Annotated in this window: 14 protein-coding genes; 5 read left to right on the top strand and 9 right to left on the bottom strand. The window is 69.3% G+C overall.

Annotated elements, in window-relative coordinates; translation table 11 throughout:
- Nucleotides 1-99 precede the first annotated feature (99 nt).
- Nucleotides 100-1,749: a vWA domain-containing protein gene (locus tag BSZ36_RS06670; protein WP_094547188.1), complete on the bottom strand. Its 1,650-nt coding sequence runs from the start codon at nucleotides 1,747-1,749 to the stop codon at nucleotides 100-102.
- Between the two features lie 191 nt (nucleotides 1,750-1,940).
- On the opposite strand from BSZ36_RS06670, the gene BSZ36_RS06675 reads away from it, so the two are divergent.
- From BSZ36_RS06675 to BSZ36_RS06695, 5 genes are all read left to right on the top strand, one after another.
- Nucleotides 1,941-3,392, top strand: a complete 1,452-nt coding sequence (locus BSZ36_RS06675) for a hemolysin family protein (RefSeq protein WP_218827593.1) — start codon at nucleotides 1,941-1,943, stop codon at nucleotides 3,390-3,392.
- 35 nt (nucleotides 3,393-3,427) lie between these two features.
- The gene (locus BSZ36_RS06680; protein ID WP_094547190.1) at nucleotides 3,428-4,285 is read left to right on the top strand and encodes a penicillin-binding transpeptidase domain-containing protein; all 858 of its coding nucleotides are present in this window, start codon (nucleotides 3,428-3,430) and stop codon (nucleotides 4,283-4,285) included.
- 111 nt (nucleotides 4,286-4,396) lie between these two features.
- Nucleotides 4,397-5,998 (top strand): sodium-dependent transporter, encoded by a 1,602-nt coding sequence (locus tag BSZ36_RS06685; protein ID WP_094547192.1) that lies wholly within the window; start codon nucleotides 4,397-4,399, stop codon nucleotides 5,996-5,998.
- Nucleotides 5,998-6,405 (top strand): hypothetical protein, encoded by a 408-nt coding sequence (locus BSZ36_RS06690; RefSeq protein WP_094547194.1) that lies wholly within the window; start codon nucleotides 5,998-6,000, stop codon nucleotides 6,403-6,405. Before BSZ36_RS06685 ends, BSZ36_RS06690 begins: the two co-directional genes overlap by 1 nt.
- An 11-nt stretch (nucleotides 6,406-6,416) precedes the next feature.
- Nucleotides 6,417-6,830 (top strand): YfiM family lipoprotein, encoded by a 414-nt coding sequence (locus tag BSZ36_RS06695; protein ID WP_094547196.1) that lies wholly within the window; start codon nucleotides 6,417-6,419, stop codon nucleotides 6,828-6,830.
- A 20-nt stretch (nucleotides 6,831-6,850) separates the two neighbouring features.
- Here the strand turns inward: BSZ36_RS06695 and cls are convergent, their stop codons facing one another.
- The 8 genes from cls to BSZ36_RS06735 form a co-directional block, all read right to left on the bottom strand.
- A complete protein-coding gene (gene cls, locus BSZ36_RS06700; RefSeq protein ID WP_094547198.1) occupies nucleotides 6,851-8,329 on the bottom strand; it encodes a cardiolipin synthase in 1,479 nt (492 codons plus the stop codon).
- Nucleotides 8,329-8,724: a hypothetical protein gene (locus BSZ36_RS06705; protein WP_094547200.1), complete on the bottom strand. Its 396-nt coding sequence runs from the start codon at nucleotides 8,722-8,724 to the stop codon at nucleotides 8,329-8,331. Before BSZ36_RS06705 ends, cls begins: the two co-directional genes overlap by 1 nt.
- A complete protein-coding gene (locus BSZ36_RS06710; protein ID WP_179271059.1) occupies nucleotides 8,673-10,025 on the bottom strand; it encodes a TIGR00341 family protein in 1,353 nt (450 codons plus the stop codon). The genes BSZ36_RS06705 and BSZ36_RS06710 overlap by 52 nt, the downstream gene beginning before the upstream one ends.
- A gap of 125 nt (nucleotides 10,026-10,150) precedes the next feature.
- Entirely contained in the window at nucleotides 10,151-10,528 is a 378-nt protein-coding gene (locus BSZ36_RS06715; RefSeq protein ID WP_094547204.1) for a hypothetical protein, read from the bottom strand.
- A gap of 42 nt (nucleotides 10,529-10,570) precedes the next feature.
- Nucleotides 10,571-11,329: a LytR/AlgR family response regulator transcription factor gene (locus tag BSZ36_RS06720; RefSeq protein WP_094547206.1), complete on the bottom strand. Its 759-nt coding sequence runs from the start codon at nucleotides 11,327-11,329 to the stop codon at nucleotides 10,571-10,573.
- A gap of 34 nt (nucleotides 11,330-11,363) precedes the next feature.
- Nucleotides 11,364-12,530: a sensor histidine kinase gene (locus tag BSZ36_RS06725; protein ID WP_094547209.1), complete on the bottom strand. Its 1,167-nt coding sequence runs from the start codon at nucleotides 12,528-12,530 to the stop codon at nucleotides 11,364-11,366.
- Entirely contained in the window at nucleotides 12,527-14,002 is a 1,476-nt protein-coding gene (locus BSZ36_RS06730) for an amidohydrolase family protein (protein WP_094547211.1), read from the bottom strand. Before BSZ36_RS06730 ends, BSZ36_RS06725 begins: the two co-directional genes overlap by 4 nt.
- Nucleotides 13,999-16,395: an aspartyl protease family protein gene (locus BSZ36_RS06735; RefSeq protein ID WP_094547213.1), complete on the bottom strand. Its 2,397-nt coding sequence runs from the start codon at nucleotides 16,393-16,395 to the stop codon at nucleotides 13,999-14,001. The genes BSZ36_RS06730 and BSZ36_RS06735 overlap by 4 nt, the downstream gene beginning before the upstream one ends.
- Between the last annotated feature and the right edge of the window lie 79 nt (nucleotides 16,396-16,474).

The following is a 16,474-nucleotide window of genomic DNA, read 5'->3' on the forward strand; positions in this document are numbered from 1 at the left end:
CCCAAGCGACGTGCCCGTACGCCTGTGGCAATCAAATCACGCGGCGAAACAGGCCTCTGGCGAGACGATTCCCGCCAGAGGCCAGTGGACCCTGAACGGTCAGTCCGGTACGGCTCGCGCCTGCGCCTCGCGGCCCGAGGTGGCGGCGAGCGCGCGGGCGGTCTCCAAGAGGCGCACGAACTCGGCGCGGTCGCCGTGCGGGTCCTGGCCTCGGGCGGTCCGCGCGAGGTCCAGCGCATGGTCGTAGCTCGCGCCCGGCGCGTACGCCGTTTGGCGGAGCACCATCGCGCCCTCGGTCACGGCCGTGGCCCAGCGCATCGCCTCGCTGGAGACGCGCACGTCCTGAGCCTCGTCGGCTCGGACAACGCGGTCCAACCGAATGCTCTCGTCGGAGAACGTGCCGGGCCCGGTAGCGGGCTTGTACCGGAACTTGACGGTCATCAACTCGCCCGCGCCTCTGGCGCCAGAGGCGGGCACGCTCTGCTGGTAGCGCGGCGCGTCCACGCCCGCGCCACTGGGCACAGGCTGACCTGCGGGAATCACTTCGTAAATCGCGGTAACGGTATGCCCGGCACCGAGTTCTCCCGCGTCGCGCGTGTCATCGTTGAACTCCTCGTCGCGCAGACGGCGGTTCTCGTAGCCGATCAGGCGGTAGGCCGCCACGTGCGCGGGGTTGAACTCGACCTGCACCTTGACGTCTTTCGCGAGGGCGACAAGCGTGCCGCCCATCTCGCGCACGAGCACTTTCTCGGCCTCGCGGATGGAGTCGATGTAGGCGTAGTTGCCGTTGCCGTGGTCGGCTAGGGCCTCCATCTTGGAGTCTTGCAGGTTACCGCGTCCGAAGCCGAGGACGCTCAGCATCACGCCAGAGGCCCGTTCCCTCTCGACGAGCCGCTGCATTTCGGCGTCGGAGGACACGCCCACGTTGAAGTCGCCGTCGGTCGCGAGGATGACGCGGTTGGTGGCGTTGGGGTCGAAGCGCTCGCGGGCGGTGGCGTACGCGAGGCGCAAACCCTCGCCGCCAGCGGTCGAGCCTCCGGCGTGGAGCCAGTCCAGCGCGTCCAGGATTTCGCCGCGGTCCGACGTGGACGGCAGCACGAGTCCGGCCGACCCGGCGTAGGCCACGATCGCCACGCGGTCCTGAGGGCGCATCGCGTGGGTGAGAAGCTTCAGGCCCTGCTTGAGAAGTCCCAGCTTGTCGGCGGAGTTCATCGAGCCCGACGTATCGAGCAGAAACACCAAGTTGAGCGGCGGGAGGTCTTCTGTATCCATCCGCCGCGCCTGCATCGCGACACGAACCAGGTGGTGCGAGGGGGCCCACGGCGCCCGCGCAATTTCGGTCTCGATTGCGAACGGGTGCCGAGAGCCAGCCTCTGGCGCTACGAGGTCGTACTCGAACGCGTTGACGAACTCCTCGACGCGAACAGCGTCGGCGGGAGGGAGGCGGCCCTCGCCCAGAATGCGCCGGACGTTGGCGTAGCTCGCGCGGTCCACGTCGATAGAGAAGGTGGAGAACGGCGCGGCCTCTGGCGTGACGAAGCCGGTCTCGTCCAGCGCCGCGTAGGCTTCGCGGTCCGTCGGGGGCGGAGCCTCCGCCAGAGGCGCCTGGGCCACTGAAGGCGCATACGCCGCGTCGCCGAAGACCTCGTTCGCGCCCGAGTGGGAGGCGTCGGTGCTGCCGCATGCGGCGAGGAATAGGAGCAGGCCGGCGACGAGCGACGCGCGAGCCAGGGGGGGTGGGGTATACATAAAAATGGGGGGCGGGTGATCTGCGCGGACGTGTGACACCGTCCGTCGCTTCACCGGAACGCCACAATGTCTCGACACCGTCCGTCGCTTCACCGGAACGCCACAATGTCTCTGGTTGGTGCGCGTCTGTGGATCCTCAGCGCCAGAGGCATCGGACGCAGGGGGCGAACCTGTAGGCGCGTATCTTCGTCTTGTCGCCCGTCCTCGCTGTAACGGCGGAGGCGTTTGTGTCGCCAGGTCCTCCCGCATTGGACCCCTTCTCTATTTCGCCGGGCACCCCGGCCACCTCTCTCGTTGCGCTGCCTCTGGCGCTGCTCCAGACCGCGCCCGGCGTCACCGGGCTCGTGGTCCAAGGGGTGATCTTTGTGGTGCTCCTCGGGCTTTCCGCGCTGTTCTCGGGTGCCGAGGTGGCGCTGTTCTCGCTCGCGGCGGGGGACGTGGAAGAGATGCGCGAACGGGGCGACCCCGCCAGCGGCCGCGTGGTTCGGCTGCTGGACCGCCCCAGGCGGCTTCTCGTGGCCATCCTGTTGCTCAACACGCTCGTCAACGTGGGCGCGGCAATCCTATCGGCGCAGATGACGCTGGCGCTCGCTACCGCGATGGGGTGGAGCGAGATCGTGGTGCTCATCGTGCAGGTAGTGGCCCTGACGTTCATCCTCCTCGTCACGAGCGAGATCGCGCCGAAGCTCATCGCGAGCCGGCGGCCCGAATGGTTTGCGACCAACGTCAGCGGCTTTCTCTTGCCCCTGGTTCGGGTGCTCTCGCCCGTTGCGGACCTGCTGGCGTCGCTGGCCTCTCTGTTGCAAGCGCGCTTCCGCGGACAGGCGGACCCGCTTTCCTCCGAGGACATCAAGAGCATGGCCGACGTGGGGGAGCAGCAGGGAAGCCTGGAGGAGGACGAGCGGGCGCTGATCCACTCCATCGTCGAGTTCGGGGAGACGACGGTCCGCGAGGTCATGGTCAGCCGCGTAGATGTCCACGCGCTCCCCGAAACGGCCACGCTCGAAGAGGCGCTCGATGAGATCCGGGCGACGGGCCACTCCCGCTTCCCTCTCTACCGGGAGCACCTGGACCAGATCCTGGGCGTGATCTACGCCAAGGACCTGCTGCCCTACCTCGGGGCCTCTGGCGCCGAGCCGCCCGATTGGGCGACCATCGCGCGCCAACCGCGGTTCGTGCCCGCAAGCAAGCCGCTGGACGACATGCTGGCCGACTTCCAGACCACCAGCACGCATATGGCCGTCGTTGTGGATGAATACGGCGGGACGGCGGGTCTCGTCACGCTGGAAGACCTGCTCGAAGAGGTCGTCGGCGAAATCCGCGACGAGCTGGACGACGCCAACGACGAGACCTTTGTGCGTCCGCTTCCCGGCGCGGGACCCCACGTGTGGGCCGCCGACGCCCGCGTGGACCTCGATGACCTCGCGGACGCCATTGGACTCGACCTGGGCGCCGACGGCTACGACTTCGAAACGCTCGGCGGCCTCATCCTCCACGCGACCGGCGAAGTCCCCACGCCCGGCGACGAACTCGACATCGACCGCCTCCGCCTCCGCGTCGAAGGCGTGGAAGAAAACCGCATCCGCGAGGTCCGCGTGGAGGTTCTCCCACCGCCCTTGCCCGAGGAGGACGAGGACCTCTAGCCTCTGGCGCCAGAGGCGAATCGCTCGATTCTGTCATGTTCCTACGCCTCTGGCTCCTGCTCGCCCTCGCCGCCGGCTGCAACGCGTCCCCGGAGGTCACAGACCCGCCGCCAGAGGCTATGGGCGAGGCGGAAGCGGCACCCGCCGATACGATCCGCGCCGACTGGGGCGCCCACTTCGAGGCCGCTGGCGCCAGAGGCACGTTTGTGCTCCTCGACACGGAGACGGGGCAGGTGTCGCGGTTTGACCCCGGGCGCGCGGCTGAGCGCTTCTCGCCTGCGTCCACCTCGAAAGTCTTCAACGCGCTGGTTTTCCTAGACCGGGGCGTGGTGACGGACCCGGACTCCATGCTCGCGTGGGACGGCATTGACCGCCGCATGGACGCCTGGAACCGGGATCACTCGCTGCGCACCGGCGTGGAGTTCTCCGCTGTCTGGTTGTTCCAGCGTCTCGCGCGCGAAGTCGGACAGTCCGGCTACGATGAGGTCTTCGCCCGACAGCCATATGGCAACTCTACGATGGGAGAGCCGCTTGACATGGCGTGGCTCAACGGCACGCTCCGCATCTCCGCCGACGAGCAAGTGCGCTTCCTGGATGGCCTCCGCTGCGGCACGCTCGGCTTCTCGCCAGATGCGCAGGCCACGACGCGCGAGATTCTGCCCGAACTCGCCTCTGGCGACGGCTGGGTGCTCAGGGCCAAGACGGGGTGGGGCATTCCAGACGGCGAGCCCTCTATCGGCTGGCTCGTCGGCTGGGTGGAGCGCGAGGAGGGCGATCTGGTTTTCGCCATGAACGCGACGGAGGCATCGGCGGGATCGTTCGACATCGGGCCCGGTCGCTTGCAGATCGTCCGCGCTGTCCTTGGCGGTGAGGGCTTTCTTTCGGGCGACTGACGCGAGCGAGTACCCATCAGTATCACGCCAGAGGTCGCTCTCTCCAGACGGACCTCTCGCGAGAACGCTCACGCGTGGTAGCTTCACAGTCCGCTCACCCCCCGCTTCTCCGTGGCAGACCCCACCCCTGACGCCAACCGCGGCGCCTGGAACTCGAAACTCGGCTTCATCCTCGCGGCCAGCGGCTCGGCCATCGGGCTGGGCAACATCGTGTTCTTCGCGTCCAACGCCTACCAGTATGGCGGCGGCGCGTTTTACCTGCCGTACTTCATCGCGCTCTTCGTGATGGGCATTCCCATCATGATCCTGGAGTTCACCGTCGGGACCATGACCGGGCGGAGCATCCCGCTGGCGCTGGGCAAGCTGGCGGGCAAGAAGGGGGAGTTCGTGGGCTGGTGGAGCCTTGCGAGCGCGCTCACGATCACGATGTACTACATCACGATCCTCGGGTGGGCGCTCGCCATGCTCGTCGGCTCGTTCGGGAGCCTGTTCGAGCCGGGCGCGACAGCCCCTTTTGAGCCGTTTCTGGAACCGTCTGAGGGCGTCAACTCCCAGGTGTGGTTCTTCAACATGATCGCGACGTGGTGGCCGCTCGTGGCCGTCTCGGTGATCTGGGCGCTTACGGCAATCCTTCTCTGGAAGGGGACCGAGACCATCGAGAAGGGCGTCCGCGTGTTCGTTCCGCTGATGTGGGTGTTCATGATCGGGCTCGTCATCCACGGCCTCACGCTTCCCGGCGGGACGGACGGCGTGGCGTACCTCTTCACGCCCAACCTGGACGGCATCACCGATATCCAGGTGTGGCAGGGCGCCTTTGCGCAGATGTTCTTCTCGCTCTCGCTCGGGCTCGGCACAATGGTCGCCTACGCGAGCTACCTGCCCAGAGACGCGGACAACGTCAACAACTCGCTGCTGGTGAGCTTCCTCAACTGCGGCTTCGAGTACATCGCCGGCATCGCCATCTTCGCGATCCTCTTCGTGTACGCGCTCAACCCGGCCGGCGGCACGCTCTCGCTCTCGTTCTTCGTCATCCCTCAAGGGATCGCGGGCTTCTCCGAGCTTCCGCTCCTCGTCAAGAGCTTCGGCGTCTTCTTCTTTTTCCTGCTCGTGATTGCCGGCCTGACGAGTGCGGTCTCGCTCGTCGAAGGCATGGCGAGCGCGCTGATCGACAAGCTGGGCATCAGCCGTGCACGCGCCCTCGCGCTCGTGATGACACCGGGCGTAGCTGGCTCGCTCACGTTCGCGCTCCCGTTCATCGTGGACCCTGCGCTTTCTGGCGACGGCACCCTCGGCTTTACGCTGTTCGACCTGGTGGACCACTGGGCCTTCCGGTACAGCCTCATCACGGTCGGTCTGCTGGAATGCCTTCTCCTCGGATGGGTCCTAGGTGCCGAGAAGATCCGCGCTGCGGTGAACGAGCACAGCAAGTTCAAGCTGCCCGCCTTTTTCGACTGGATGATCAAGCTCATCATCCCGGCCATCCTGGGCTTCGTGCTCATCGGGACGTTGTATGAGGACATCACGCAGGAAGGCGGCGTGTACGGATTCCAGTGGGGCGTAGAGGCCATCGGGATCTTGCCCGTCGTCGTGCCCATCGTGTGGCTCGCCTTTACCGTCGGCCTCGCGGCGTACCTGACCACGCGCCGCACCCATTCCACGCCTCCGCACCACGCGGGCGATCCGACCCTCACCGCCGTCGACACCCAGGCCTGATGCGCTGCTTTCTCCTCCTGATCGCCCTCGCGCTCGCCTCTGGCGCCCAGGCTCAGATCACCACCTCACCCGAGGTCATCGTCCGCGGCGAGCCCGTAACCGTCACGTTCGCCGAGCCGACGGACTCCCTTCTCGTGACCTACCGCCCAAACAGTGGGATTGCTTACAAGGAGGTTGTGCCGGCCTCCGGTACGTCCGCAACGTGGACCCCAAATCGCGCAGGCGTCGTCGCACTCGCGACCCCCGCCGGGGCATCTCAGAACGTATCCGTCAGGTTTGACCGAACCCCGGTCAGCGGCATCCTCATCCTTACCCTTGCGGGTATCGTGCTTTTCGGAGGTGCCGCCTTCGCCATGCGAGCTCTTCTGAGCGAGGACACGCCAACGAACCTCCCGCTGGACACATGAGGCCTCTGGCGATGGCCCTGCTGGCTGCGGCGCCTTTGGCGCTCAGTCTGAGCGCGGGCGCGCAGACGCTGGCTGTGGACCTTGGGTACCGCCTGCCGGACGAGTTCGGCACGCCAGAGGCGGATCCTCTCGCCCTCTCGGACACGCTAGACGGGCCGCCGCACGATCCCTGGTTGGGTCGCGACAAGGCCTACCACGTCGGCGTGTCCTTCGGCCTCGCGCTGGGGGCCCACGTTGCGTTAACGGAAGGGGCTGGGATGGAGCCCAAGCTTGCCGCGCCTCTGGCGGGCGGGCTGGCGTTCGGTGTGGGGCTGGCCAAGGAGGTCATGGACTCCCGCCGGGCCTACCGACCGCTGTTTTCGTGGCGGGACCTCGCCGCAGATGCGGCAGGCGTTGCCCTCGCGATTGCTGTCTCTCGGCTCTAGAAGACCTCTGGCGCCAGAGGCTACAACACGGGCGCGAAGAGGCGCGTGGCGCTGGCTGCGAAGCGGAAGAGGAAGGAACGGCCTTCCAGATCTTCTCTCGTGATAGGCGTCGCGTTGGAAAAGTCGTGTTCCAGCATCTCCGCTGTCTCCTCGCAGAAGGCCGTGTCGTGCATCACCATCGTCGCCTCGAAGTTGAGGCGGAACGAGCGGTTGTCGAAGTTCGCCGTCCCGATGGCTGCGAAGTCGTCGTCGACGAGGGCCACCTTCTGGTGCATAAAGCCGGGCTCGTGGAGGAACACCTTGACGCCTGCCCGCTCCACCTCGGGGAGGTACGCGTAGGGCACCCACTTGAACCACAGGCTGTCCGACGTGCGGGGCATCATCACCCGCACGTCCACGCCACGGAGCGCGGCCAGTTGAAGTGCGCCGAGCACGCGGCCGTCGGGCACGAAGTAGGGCGTCGCGATCCAGACGCGCTTCTCGGCGCTCTCGATGGCGTGCGTGTAGAGCAATCCACACGTCTCCAGCTCATCGGCCGGGCCGCTGGCGAGAACGAGCGCCGTTTGGTCATCGCCAGAGGCGGCTTGGGGCGTCCATTCCAAGTGGGCGAGCCCTTCCCGCGTGGCGTAGAACCAATCGCGGGCGAACGAGAGTTGGAGGCCTTGGACGGTGGGGCCTTTCACCTGCAGGTGGGTGTCACGCCAGGGGCCGATTTTCTCGTCGCGGCCGAGGTACTCATCGCCCACGTTGAGGCCGCCGACAAAGGCGGTGCGCCCGTCGCAGACGACGATCTTGCGGTGGTTGCGGAAGTTGAGACGCAGCTTTTTCAGCCACGAGCGGGGACCGGCGAACCGCGCGACGTGGACGCCCGCCTGGCGGAGCTCGTTGAGGTACCGCCGCGGCAGCTTCCAGCTTCCGATGGCGTCGTACAAGAGCCGGACCTCGACGCCTCTGGCGGCGGCCTCGATGAGCGCCTTCTGGAAGCGAGTGCCGATCTCGTCGTCGTGGATGATGTAGAACTGCACCATGACGTACGTCTCCGCGCTCTCAATAGAGGGGATGATGGCGTCGAACGTCGCCTTGCCGTCGATGAGGAGCGAGATGTCGTTGCCGCAGGTGAACGGGAGCGTCGCCATCTCGCCAAAGGCCCTCATCTCGCCTTTCTCGCGCAGCCCTTCGCCATCGTGGAGGTCGCTGGGCTGGACTAAGAGGTCCCGCACGCCCGTCTGGAGCGCGCTCTCGATCCCCGAGGCGATGCGGGCGTCGAACTCGTGGAGCGCGTCGATGTAGTCGTCGTACTTGAACCGGCCGAGGATCCAGTAGATCGGCAGCGCGACGAGGGGGAGGGTGGCCAGCGCGAAGACCCACGCGACGGAGCCCTGGGGCGTCCGGGACTTCATCACGGCGTCTACGGCCGTGCCGATGCCTAGGAGGTACAGCGGGATAATGGCCCAGGGAGCCCACCCGAGCGCTTCGACGAGAGAGGGGACATCGGGCATCAGTTGGCGAGGCGGAGGGTGATTCGGGCGGGCACGGAGTCCCGCCGAACGGAGACCTGGGCGTCTGGCGCCCCGGCGCGCACGAGCCCCTGGCGGAGCCGGGCGCCAGAGGCGGAGTCGGCGCGCACGACGAGGCGCAGCGAAGCATAGCGCCCCACGAGGGTTCCGAGGTCCGACGCGAAGCGGGCGGCGCTGGAGGAGTCAGCAGGGACGGCGCGGGTGCCCAGGCGGACCGAGCGCGTGCGGGCGGCCTCTGGCGGCACGCCGAGCGCGAGGGCTGCCTGTCGTGCCAGGAGCTGCTCGGCGTCGGGGCTCAGCCGCCGCGAGGCGGCGTAGAGGACCGTCAGCGCGGGCGGCCCGTCGCCCACGCCGATCTCGCCGCCGACCAGCGCCACGCTGTCGGCACGGCCATGCTGGCGAGTACGTCGGCCACGCGCGCGCGGACGGCGTCGAGCGAGGGCGGCGCGCCAGAGGCCTCTGGCGCCGGGGCGGGCGTGGGGTCGGTGGGGAGCTGGTCGGCGAGGGCTTGGATGTCGCCGCGAGAGGCCAGGACCTGCTCCAGGCGCAGCGCGACGGGCTCGCCCGCGGCGTCGCTGGCTTCGGCCTCGACGGTCCGGCGCTCCTCGTCCGAGATCCAGGCTGTGGTCGCGATGCGCAGCGCGGCGCTCGTGCTCCGCTCGCCGAACTCGATCTCGCGCGTGAGGACGGAGGCCTCGTCGTCGGCTTCGAGTCGGTTGACAGCCATCGCGACGGCCTGCTTGACGCGGCCCTCGCGGAGCACCTGCTCCAGCGACGACGACAGCGGGATGGCGACGGCCGCCACGAACGCGCCCACGAGCGCGACCCGCGCCAGAGGCGAGCGCAACACGCCCAGTCGGTTCATGCCGGGCAGCGACGCGATGCGGGCGCCGAACGTGTCCTCGGTTTCCATGTCGTGCCACTTCCGCGCGGCCTCGCGCACGTCGTCGCGGTGCATGCCCACAGCGAGAAAGGCCAGCATCCCCATGATGACGATGCCGCCGAGGTTGGCGCCAAACAGGAGCAGGCTGCCCTTCACGAGCGCCCACTGGCCTGTGGCCAGGCCGAACCCGGAGACGCCCAGCGGCGGGATCAGCGCGACGGCGATGGCCACGCCTGGGATGCTCGCCGACAGCCGCCTCTCGCGCGAGACCGTGACGATAGCGCCTGCGAGGCCGGAAAAGATGGCGATGGCGAGGTCCAGCGTCGTCGGACGCGTGCGTGCGGCGATCTCGGAGGTGACCTCGGTAAACGGCAGCACGAGGGTGAGGCCCGCCGCGACCGCGATCACGCCCAGCATCCCGCAAAGGATGGTCAGAAACGTGTGCGCCGCGAGGCGCCCGTCGCCGATGGCGAGCGCGAGCGAGAGCCCGAGCAGCGGCCCGAGCAGCGGTGCGACGAGCATCGCGCCGATCACGACCGCCGTCTGGTTCAGGAGTAGGCCCAGCGTCGCGATCGCGCCCGAAAGCAGGAGTACGAGCCAGAACGGGAGGTCAGTGTCGACGGCCGCCTCGGCGGTCTCGCGGAAAAGGGCCGGCCGGTCCCAGCGCTGCAGCCCGAGCTTTTTGCGTGTCGCCTCTTCCAGGGGAGTCTCCTCGTGCGGCACGCCTCCGCGGAGGTCCGGTGCTTTGCGGGAGTCAGGCGCCTCTTGCGAAGGCGCGTCGGAAGCAGCGGGCATGGAGGAGCAGGCGAGGAGAGGGGAGCCCTGCATGACGCCAGAGGCGGCCAAAGGGTTCGCCAGGGGCTCGGCGGGCGTCGGAAGGGGAACGCGCCTCTGGCGCCAGAGGCCTCTGGCGCGGTGCCTCAGGCCGTGAGGAGCCCATGCCGGTGGCGCCACTCCACGGCCCCGAGGCCGCCCACGAATACCGCTTCCGCGACCAGCGTCGCGAGCCCGAACGCGCTGGCCTCTCGCGCGAAGACGACGGTCATCCCGATCAGAAACGCGCCCCACGCCATATTGGCGATAGCGAGTGCCTGGACGCCCGCCAAATGCCTCTGGCGCCGCACGGCGAGCGAGAACGAGCCGCAGGCGTACGCGACGTTGGCGAGGCCCATGAACAAGACGAAGCCCACGGGCAGGGCGTACAGATTGCTCAGCCAGCCGTGGAGGATGAGCACGAGCGTCCCGACAGCGGCACCCGCCGAGCAGTCGATCCAGAGCAGGTGGCGGCGCCAGTTCACCTCGCGAGGATAGCGCGCGGGCGGACTCTGGCGAGGCGCGACCTAGACCAGCCGGTTGCGGAGGGCGGGGGCGTAGGTCCGGCTGACGCGGAGGGCGGTTCCGTCCACGAGCGCGGCGTGAAAGCCGCCGGAGCCGTCGGGCTCCAGGCCGCGGAGCGCGCCAAGGGCGACCACGGCGGAGCGGTGGACGCGCACGAACCGCTCGGGGTCGAGCCGCTCGGTCAGCGCGCCGAGCCGTTGGCCGACGAGGAAGGAGCGCCCGCCCGTCGCGTGGAGCGTCGTGGTGTCGCCAGAGGCCTCGGCCCACAGGATCTCGGCGGTCTCTACCGGGATCACGCGCACGCCGTCGCGCACGAGCAGGCGCTCGGCGTAGGTCGGCCTCTGGCGGGCGTCGAGAAGCGCCGCGAGGTCGTCCAGGCCGGGAATGGCGCCAGAGGCCGAGGCGTCGAGAGCGCGGCGGACGGCCTCGGAGAAGCGGGCGCGGCTGTACGGCTTGAGCAGGTAGTCGACGGCGGCCACCTCGAAGGCGCGGACGGCGTACTGGTCGAAGGCCGTGGAGAAGATGACGCGGGGCATGGACGCGGGCGGCGCGAGGCGGAGCGCGTCCATGACCTCGAAGCCGGTGCGGCCGGGCATCTGCACGTCCAGGAACAGCAGGTCGGGCGCGTGCTCGCGGACGCTCGCCTCGGCTTCGATGCCGTTGGCGGCCTCGGCGACGATCTCGACCTCGGGAAAGTCGCCGAGATACTGCCGGAGTAGGCGGCGGGCCGGGGCCTCGTCGTCCGCGATGATGGCGCGCATGGGCGTGATCCGTGAAGCGGGATGCGTGAGGGGGCTAGGGCGAGGGCGTCGCGAATCTCGCATCACGCCTCACTCCGGCCTCTGGCGCCAGAGGCGACTCGGGGCGCTCCACCTCCAGCGCGAAGCGGACCGCGAAGCCGGGCTCGCCGGGCGTCGCGTCGATCTCGACGCCAGAGGCGCCCAGCGAGAGCAGCCGCGCGTGCGTGTTGCCGAGCCCGACGCCGCCGTCCGTCCGGGTGCGGGACGCGATAAGGTCGACGCTCTCGCCAGAGGCCAGCCCGCGGCCGGTGTCGGCGACTTCGATGGCGAGCGTGGAGCCGCGGAGGCGCGCCGAGACGCGGACGGTTCCGCCTTCGATGCTCGGCGCGATGCCGTGGCGCACGGCGTTCTCCACGAGCGGCTGCACCAGCATGGGCGGCAGCGACAGGCCTCTGGCGGCGCTGTCCACGTCCCATTCCACGCGGAGGCGGTCGCCGATGCGCTCCTGCTCCAGGTCGAGGTAGGCGCGGGTGAACTGGAGTTCGGCGTCCAGCGCGACGGTCTCGCGGCGGCTCGCGTCGAGCGCGTAGCGCATGAGATGCGCGAGGCGGGAGACGAGCTCGCGCGTGTGCTCGGCCTGGGGCGGGACGCTCGCCGAGATCGAGTTGAGGGTGTTGAACAGGAAGTGCGGGTTGAGCTGCGCTTTGAGCGCCGAGAGCTCGGCCTGCCGGGCGGCGTCGCGCAGAAGGTGCTCGCGGTCGGCGCGGTAGCGCTCCTTGGCGACGGTCCGCACGGCGTGGAAAGCGGCGAACTGGCCCGCGTAGATCAGCGCCGGGATGTAGATGTCCCAGACCTCGCCGCCGCCGGTCAGGATGGAGTAGCCCAGTGCGGCCGCCAGAGGCCGGTATGTCCAGAACCAAGCGGCCACCCAGAGCGGACCGAGAAAGGCGTGCGCTGCCAACTGCGCGCCCGATCCGCGCCGGTCCATCCCGCGCACGACGAGCCACCAGACGGGCAGCGTCAGCGCGCCTTTGATCGCGTAGTCCAGGAGCGACCGGGGTACCAGGACGGCGAACGTCGCGAGGGTTTCCGCCAGAGGCCGCACGGTGAGGTAGCTCCCGGCGATGGTCGCGGCGTAGACGACGGCCAGCGCCACGTACACCGCCGCGACGAAGCCGACGCCGCGCCACGTCAGGCGCGGGAGCGGGGCCTCTGGCGTCACGGCGCGTTCTCGCCAGAGGCGGCGTAGGTGGCTTCAACGATCGCGAGCATGGCGTCAAGATCGGTGCGCGTGAGCAGGCGGCCTCTGGCGATGACGGACTCGATCTCGCGGGCGTGGGCGATGTCCGCCAGAGGGTCGGCGTTGAGCAGCACGAGATCGGCGGGCTGGCCGACGGCGATGGCACCGGTGAACTCGGAGAATCCGACCTCGCGGAAGTAGGCGTGCGGCGCGAGCGCGGCGGCCTGGAGGATCGCCAGAGGCGAGAGACCGGCCTCGGCCCAGAGTGCCATCTCGTCGTGCAGCGCGAGGCCCTGCGGGGCCATCGTCGCGGGCGCGTCGCTGCCTACAAGCAGCCGCGCTCCGGCTCCGTGCAGCGCTCGGAGTGTGCGGAGTGCGAAGATGCGGTCGTCGTTCATGTCGAGCCCCCACGCGGCGTAGTTGACGGCGAAGCCCTCGGCGTAGGCGCGCCAGAGGCCACGCTGCGCCGCCGACGTGTAGCGGAGCACCTCTGGCGCGCCGAGCCGCGCGATCATATCGGGCTGCGGGCCGGAGTACCACTCGGCGACGAGAGTGGTGGGCGTGAACCACATGCCGGAGACCTCAGCGAGTTCTGCGAGCAGCGCGAGGCGGTCGTCGCTGGCGTACTGCGCCGCGCCGAGCGTCCGGTCGTACCACGCGGATGCCGTGCGCGAAGGCGCGCCAGAGGCCTGGGCGAGGCCGACGAACGAATCGTAGTGCTCCACGCTGCTCTGCCCGTCGTGCGTGAGGACGTGCCCCAAACCGACCGCCCACGGCGCGTGTCCCACGACGGCTACACCTAGGCGCTCCGACTCGTCGATCACGCCGCGGTAGACCGCCATTGGCGTCTGGTTGTGCACCTTCAGGCCGTCGTAGCCTCTGGCGGCGTGGTAGCGAACCGCCGCGCGCCCGTCCTCCTCCGTCCGCGCGTAGATGTAGCCCGGCTCGCCAGAGGCCAACTCGCGCTCGGACCACGGCGCGGTCAGCGTGTCGGGCCGACCGACGACAAACGGCCCCGTCGTCCAGATCCGCGGCCCGAAGAGGTGGCCCGCGTCGACGCTGTCGCGGAGCGCGAGCAGCGCCTCCGAGCCCCACAGGTTGCGCACGCTTGTCACGCCGTGCGCGAGCAGCAGCGCCAGCGTCGCGCGATTGCTCTCCGCCGAGGCCTGCACGCCCGGCGCGGCGAAATGCATGTGCATGTCCGAAAGCCCCGGCATCAAGAACCGTCCGGCGCCGTCCACGACCGTCGCCTCTGGCGGGACCGCCACCTCGCTCGCACCCCCGACGCTCACGATCACGCCGTCCTCGATCAGCACGGTATGGTGCGGAATCGTGTGCGCCGAGTCCAGCGGAACGAGCGAGACATCGACCACCGCGACGGTCTGCGCCAGAGGCGGGGCGGCGAGCGCGACGAGGACCGCGAGGCCTCTGGCGAGGCGGAGGAGAGGCATCATCTGAAAGCGGGCGCGTAGCTCACGCGGCGGTTGACGAAGTCGATCGTGAGCGTCCCCTCGCGCCAGACCGTTTTGCCGAGCAGGACGGTCACGGGCGAGTCGGCGTTGAGGATGTAGCTGGCTTCGTACGCCTCCAGCGTCGACGCGGGGTGGCCGTCGATCTCGAACGGGAGGGCGTAGAGCCTCTGCGTCCACGTGTAGCCGCTGGCGAGCGTGCCGCTGATGGTGCGCGTGTACGCCTCTGGCGGAATCTCGAACTCGCCAGAGGCGAGGTACACATCCGTGCTGCTGCCGGTGTCGACAAGTGCCTTCGCGCGCGATCCGTTGACGGTCGCGGCGATGGCGGGCGCGAGTTGGCCTTCGATGATCGAGTTGGGCCGCGCGTCGGTCCGGGGCACGTCACGGACGATGGTGAACGTGGAGTCGGCGTAGTTGTAGCGGATGGCGCCTGCGAAGCGTCGCAGCAGCATCGCGCCGAGGAAGATGGTCTCCTCGCCGGGCTCAACTGCTTCGCCAGAGGCGTCATCGGTCCACGAGACCGTCGCGGGCACGTTGTAGAACGTCGCGGCGCCGACCTGCACGCTGTCGATCAAGACGGCGTAGTTGGGGGTGGTGGTCCCTGCCGAGGGGACGTAGCTGAAGCCTCTGGCGGTGGAGTCGACGCGCAGGCCGAGCCGCTGGGCTAGGCCGCGCGAGACGCTCGTGTTCGGCCCGCCAGTGTCTACGATGGCGCGGACGGCTTCGCCGTTGACCGCTGCGGGCACCCTGAGGTGATCGAAAGGCACCGTCGCCTCTGGCGCGCTAAACCGGACGCTCGCCCCCGGGAATCGCGCCCAGCCGGCAACTGTCCCGCCTTCCACGTCGTCGCCAGAGGCCTTCCAGGCGCCAAGCGCGGCGTCCCAGTCGAAACGCGCCGCCGCCGCGTCCCCGATCCGGCTGTGCACAAACGGCCGGAGCGAATCCGGGACCGCGTCCAGCGCTTCTGTTAATCGCCGCGCAGCGCCGTCGAAGTCAGCGTCGACGAGCGCTTTGAGTCCCGCACGCAGCGGCCCGTCGCTGGCCTCTGGTGGGGCCGTGAACGCCGCGAGATCGACCTCGCGCCAGAGGCGAACCGTTTCGGCCGGGTCGCCAGAGGCCTCTGGCGACGAGCGCAGCGCGACGCCCTGCTTTTCGAGGTGAGTGATCCGCCGCGTGCACGTCCAGTCCGCCAGAGGGTCGCAGGCGAGGGCGAGAAAGCTGGCCTCGTAGCCCGGCGCGAGTCGGCCGATCTCGCGATCCGGAAGCACGGTCTGGGGCGTGACGCGGCTCCACAGGTCCAAGAGTACGGCGGGTTCGAACACGCCCGCTGCGGCGAGGTAGTCGGCCTCGAACGCGGCGCTCCGCCGCCACTGATCGGCGCCGAGCGCGAGGGGCACGCCGGCGGCGTGCAGAGCCTGGAGTTCGGCGCGTTGGCGCGCGACCTCGGTCTGTAGAGTGTCCGCGCGAAACGCGTCGAGGTCCTTCATGAGCAGCGACGCCGTCGGGATCGCAGTCACCCCGCCAGAGGCCATCCGCGCGACCGTCTCCGCGTCGAGCCAGAAACGCGGGTCGGCGGTCCCGATGCCGTCGTTGCCGCTCGGCAGGTGCGCCAGGGCGTCCACGCCGGCTTCCACGGCGCGGCGCACGTCGTCGCGAGTGTTGACGTGGGCCACGACCGGGAGCCCGGCCTCTCGCGACCGGCGGACGACCTCGTGGAGCGCCTGAGGCGAGAGCCCACATCCGCGGTAGGTGGGGCGGCCGTCGCAGCGCGCGTTGTAGGTGAGGTACACCTTGACGGCGTCGGGCTCGGTCGCGAGGAAGTCGGCCCATTCTTGCTCAACGATCGCGGGCGTATCGAAAAACCAGTACGCGCGGCGGTGGGCCGTCCACGCGAGCGTGTCGCTGCGTGCGGCGCCAGAGGCCGCGTTGGGGTTGCGCGCGAGGCGCTCGTAGAGCGGCGCCGGGTGGCTGCCGGTAGAGGTAATCCCGCCGTGGGCGAGTGCGACATCGAGGCCTGCGGGGAGGTCGCCGCGGGGTCCGCCTCTGGCGTCGTCGTTGAGGACGAGCGCGTACAACACGCCGCGGTCCACGAACAGCTCGTGCGCGAGGCCGGCGGAGTACGAATCCGCGAGCATGTGCGTGTGCGCGTCGCCAAACGGCGGCACGATGTACCGCCCGTCCAGGTCCACGACGCGGGCGGCCTCTGGCGCCAGGGGCCGCGAGGTGAACACGCCGCCAGAGGCCCAGACCGTATCGCGCGGTGCGAACCGCTCCCCGGTGAACCAACGCCCGCCGACGTACGCCGTTTGCGCGGCCGTCGGCGCCAGAGGCGCAGCGGCGAAGAGGAGAACGGCGGCGACGAGAGCGGAACGCATGGTGAAGCGGGGCGGGACCACAGTCTCGCCTCTGGCGACCCGCGCCGCCAGAGGCGTCCCACCAGACGCATCTGACGGC

Source organism: Rubricoccus marinus (genome assembly GCF_002257665.1).
Taxonomy (GTDB): domain Bacteria; phylum Bacteroidota; class Rhodothermia; order Rhodothermales; family Rubricoccaceae; genus Rubricoccus; species Rubricoccus marinus.

What these genes read in the sequence shown, in the direction of transcription:
- BSZ36_RS06670 (WP_094547188.1), bottom strand. Translation starts at nt 1,749, where the DNA reads ATGTATACCCCACCCCCCCTGGCTCGCGCGTCGCTCGTCGCCGGCCTG.
- BSZ36_RS06680 (WP_094547190.1), top strand. Translation starts at nt 3,428, where the DNA reads ATGTTCCTACGCCTCTGGCTCCTGCTCGCCCTCGCCGCCGGCTGCAAC.
- BSZ36_RS06690 (WP_094547194.1), top strand. Translation starts at nt 5,998, where the DNA reads ATGCGCTGCTTTCTCCTCCTGATCGCCCTCGCGCTCGCCTCTGGCGCC.
- BSZ36_RS06695 (WP_094547196.1), top strand. Translation starts at nt 6,417, where the DNA reads ATGGCCCTGCTGGCTGCGGCGCCTTTGGCGCTCAGTCTGAGCGCGGGC.
- cls (WP_094547198.1), bottom strand. Translation starts at nt 8,329, where the DNA reads ATGCCCGATGTCCCCTCTCTCGTCGAAGCGCTCGGGTGGGCTCCCTGG.
- BSZ36_RS06710 (WP_179271059.1), bottom strand. Translation starts at nt 10,025, where the DNA reads ATGCCCGCTGCTTCCGACGCGCCTTCGCAAGAGGCGCCTGACTCCCGC.
- BSZ36_RS06720 (WP_094547206.1), bottom strand. Translation starts at nt 11,329, where the DNA reads ATGCGCGCCATCATCGCGGACGACGAGGCCCCGGCCCGCCGCCTACTC.
- BSZ36_RS06730 (WP_094547211.1), bottom strand. Translation starts at nt 14,002, where the DNA reads ATGATGCCTCTCCTCCGCCTCGCCAGAGGCCTCGCGGTCCTCGTCGCG.
- BSZ36_RS06735 (WP_094547213.1), bottom strand. Translation starts at nt 16,395, where the DNA reads ATGCGTTCCGCTCTCGTCGCCGCCGTTCTCCTCTTCGCCGCTGCGCCT.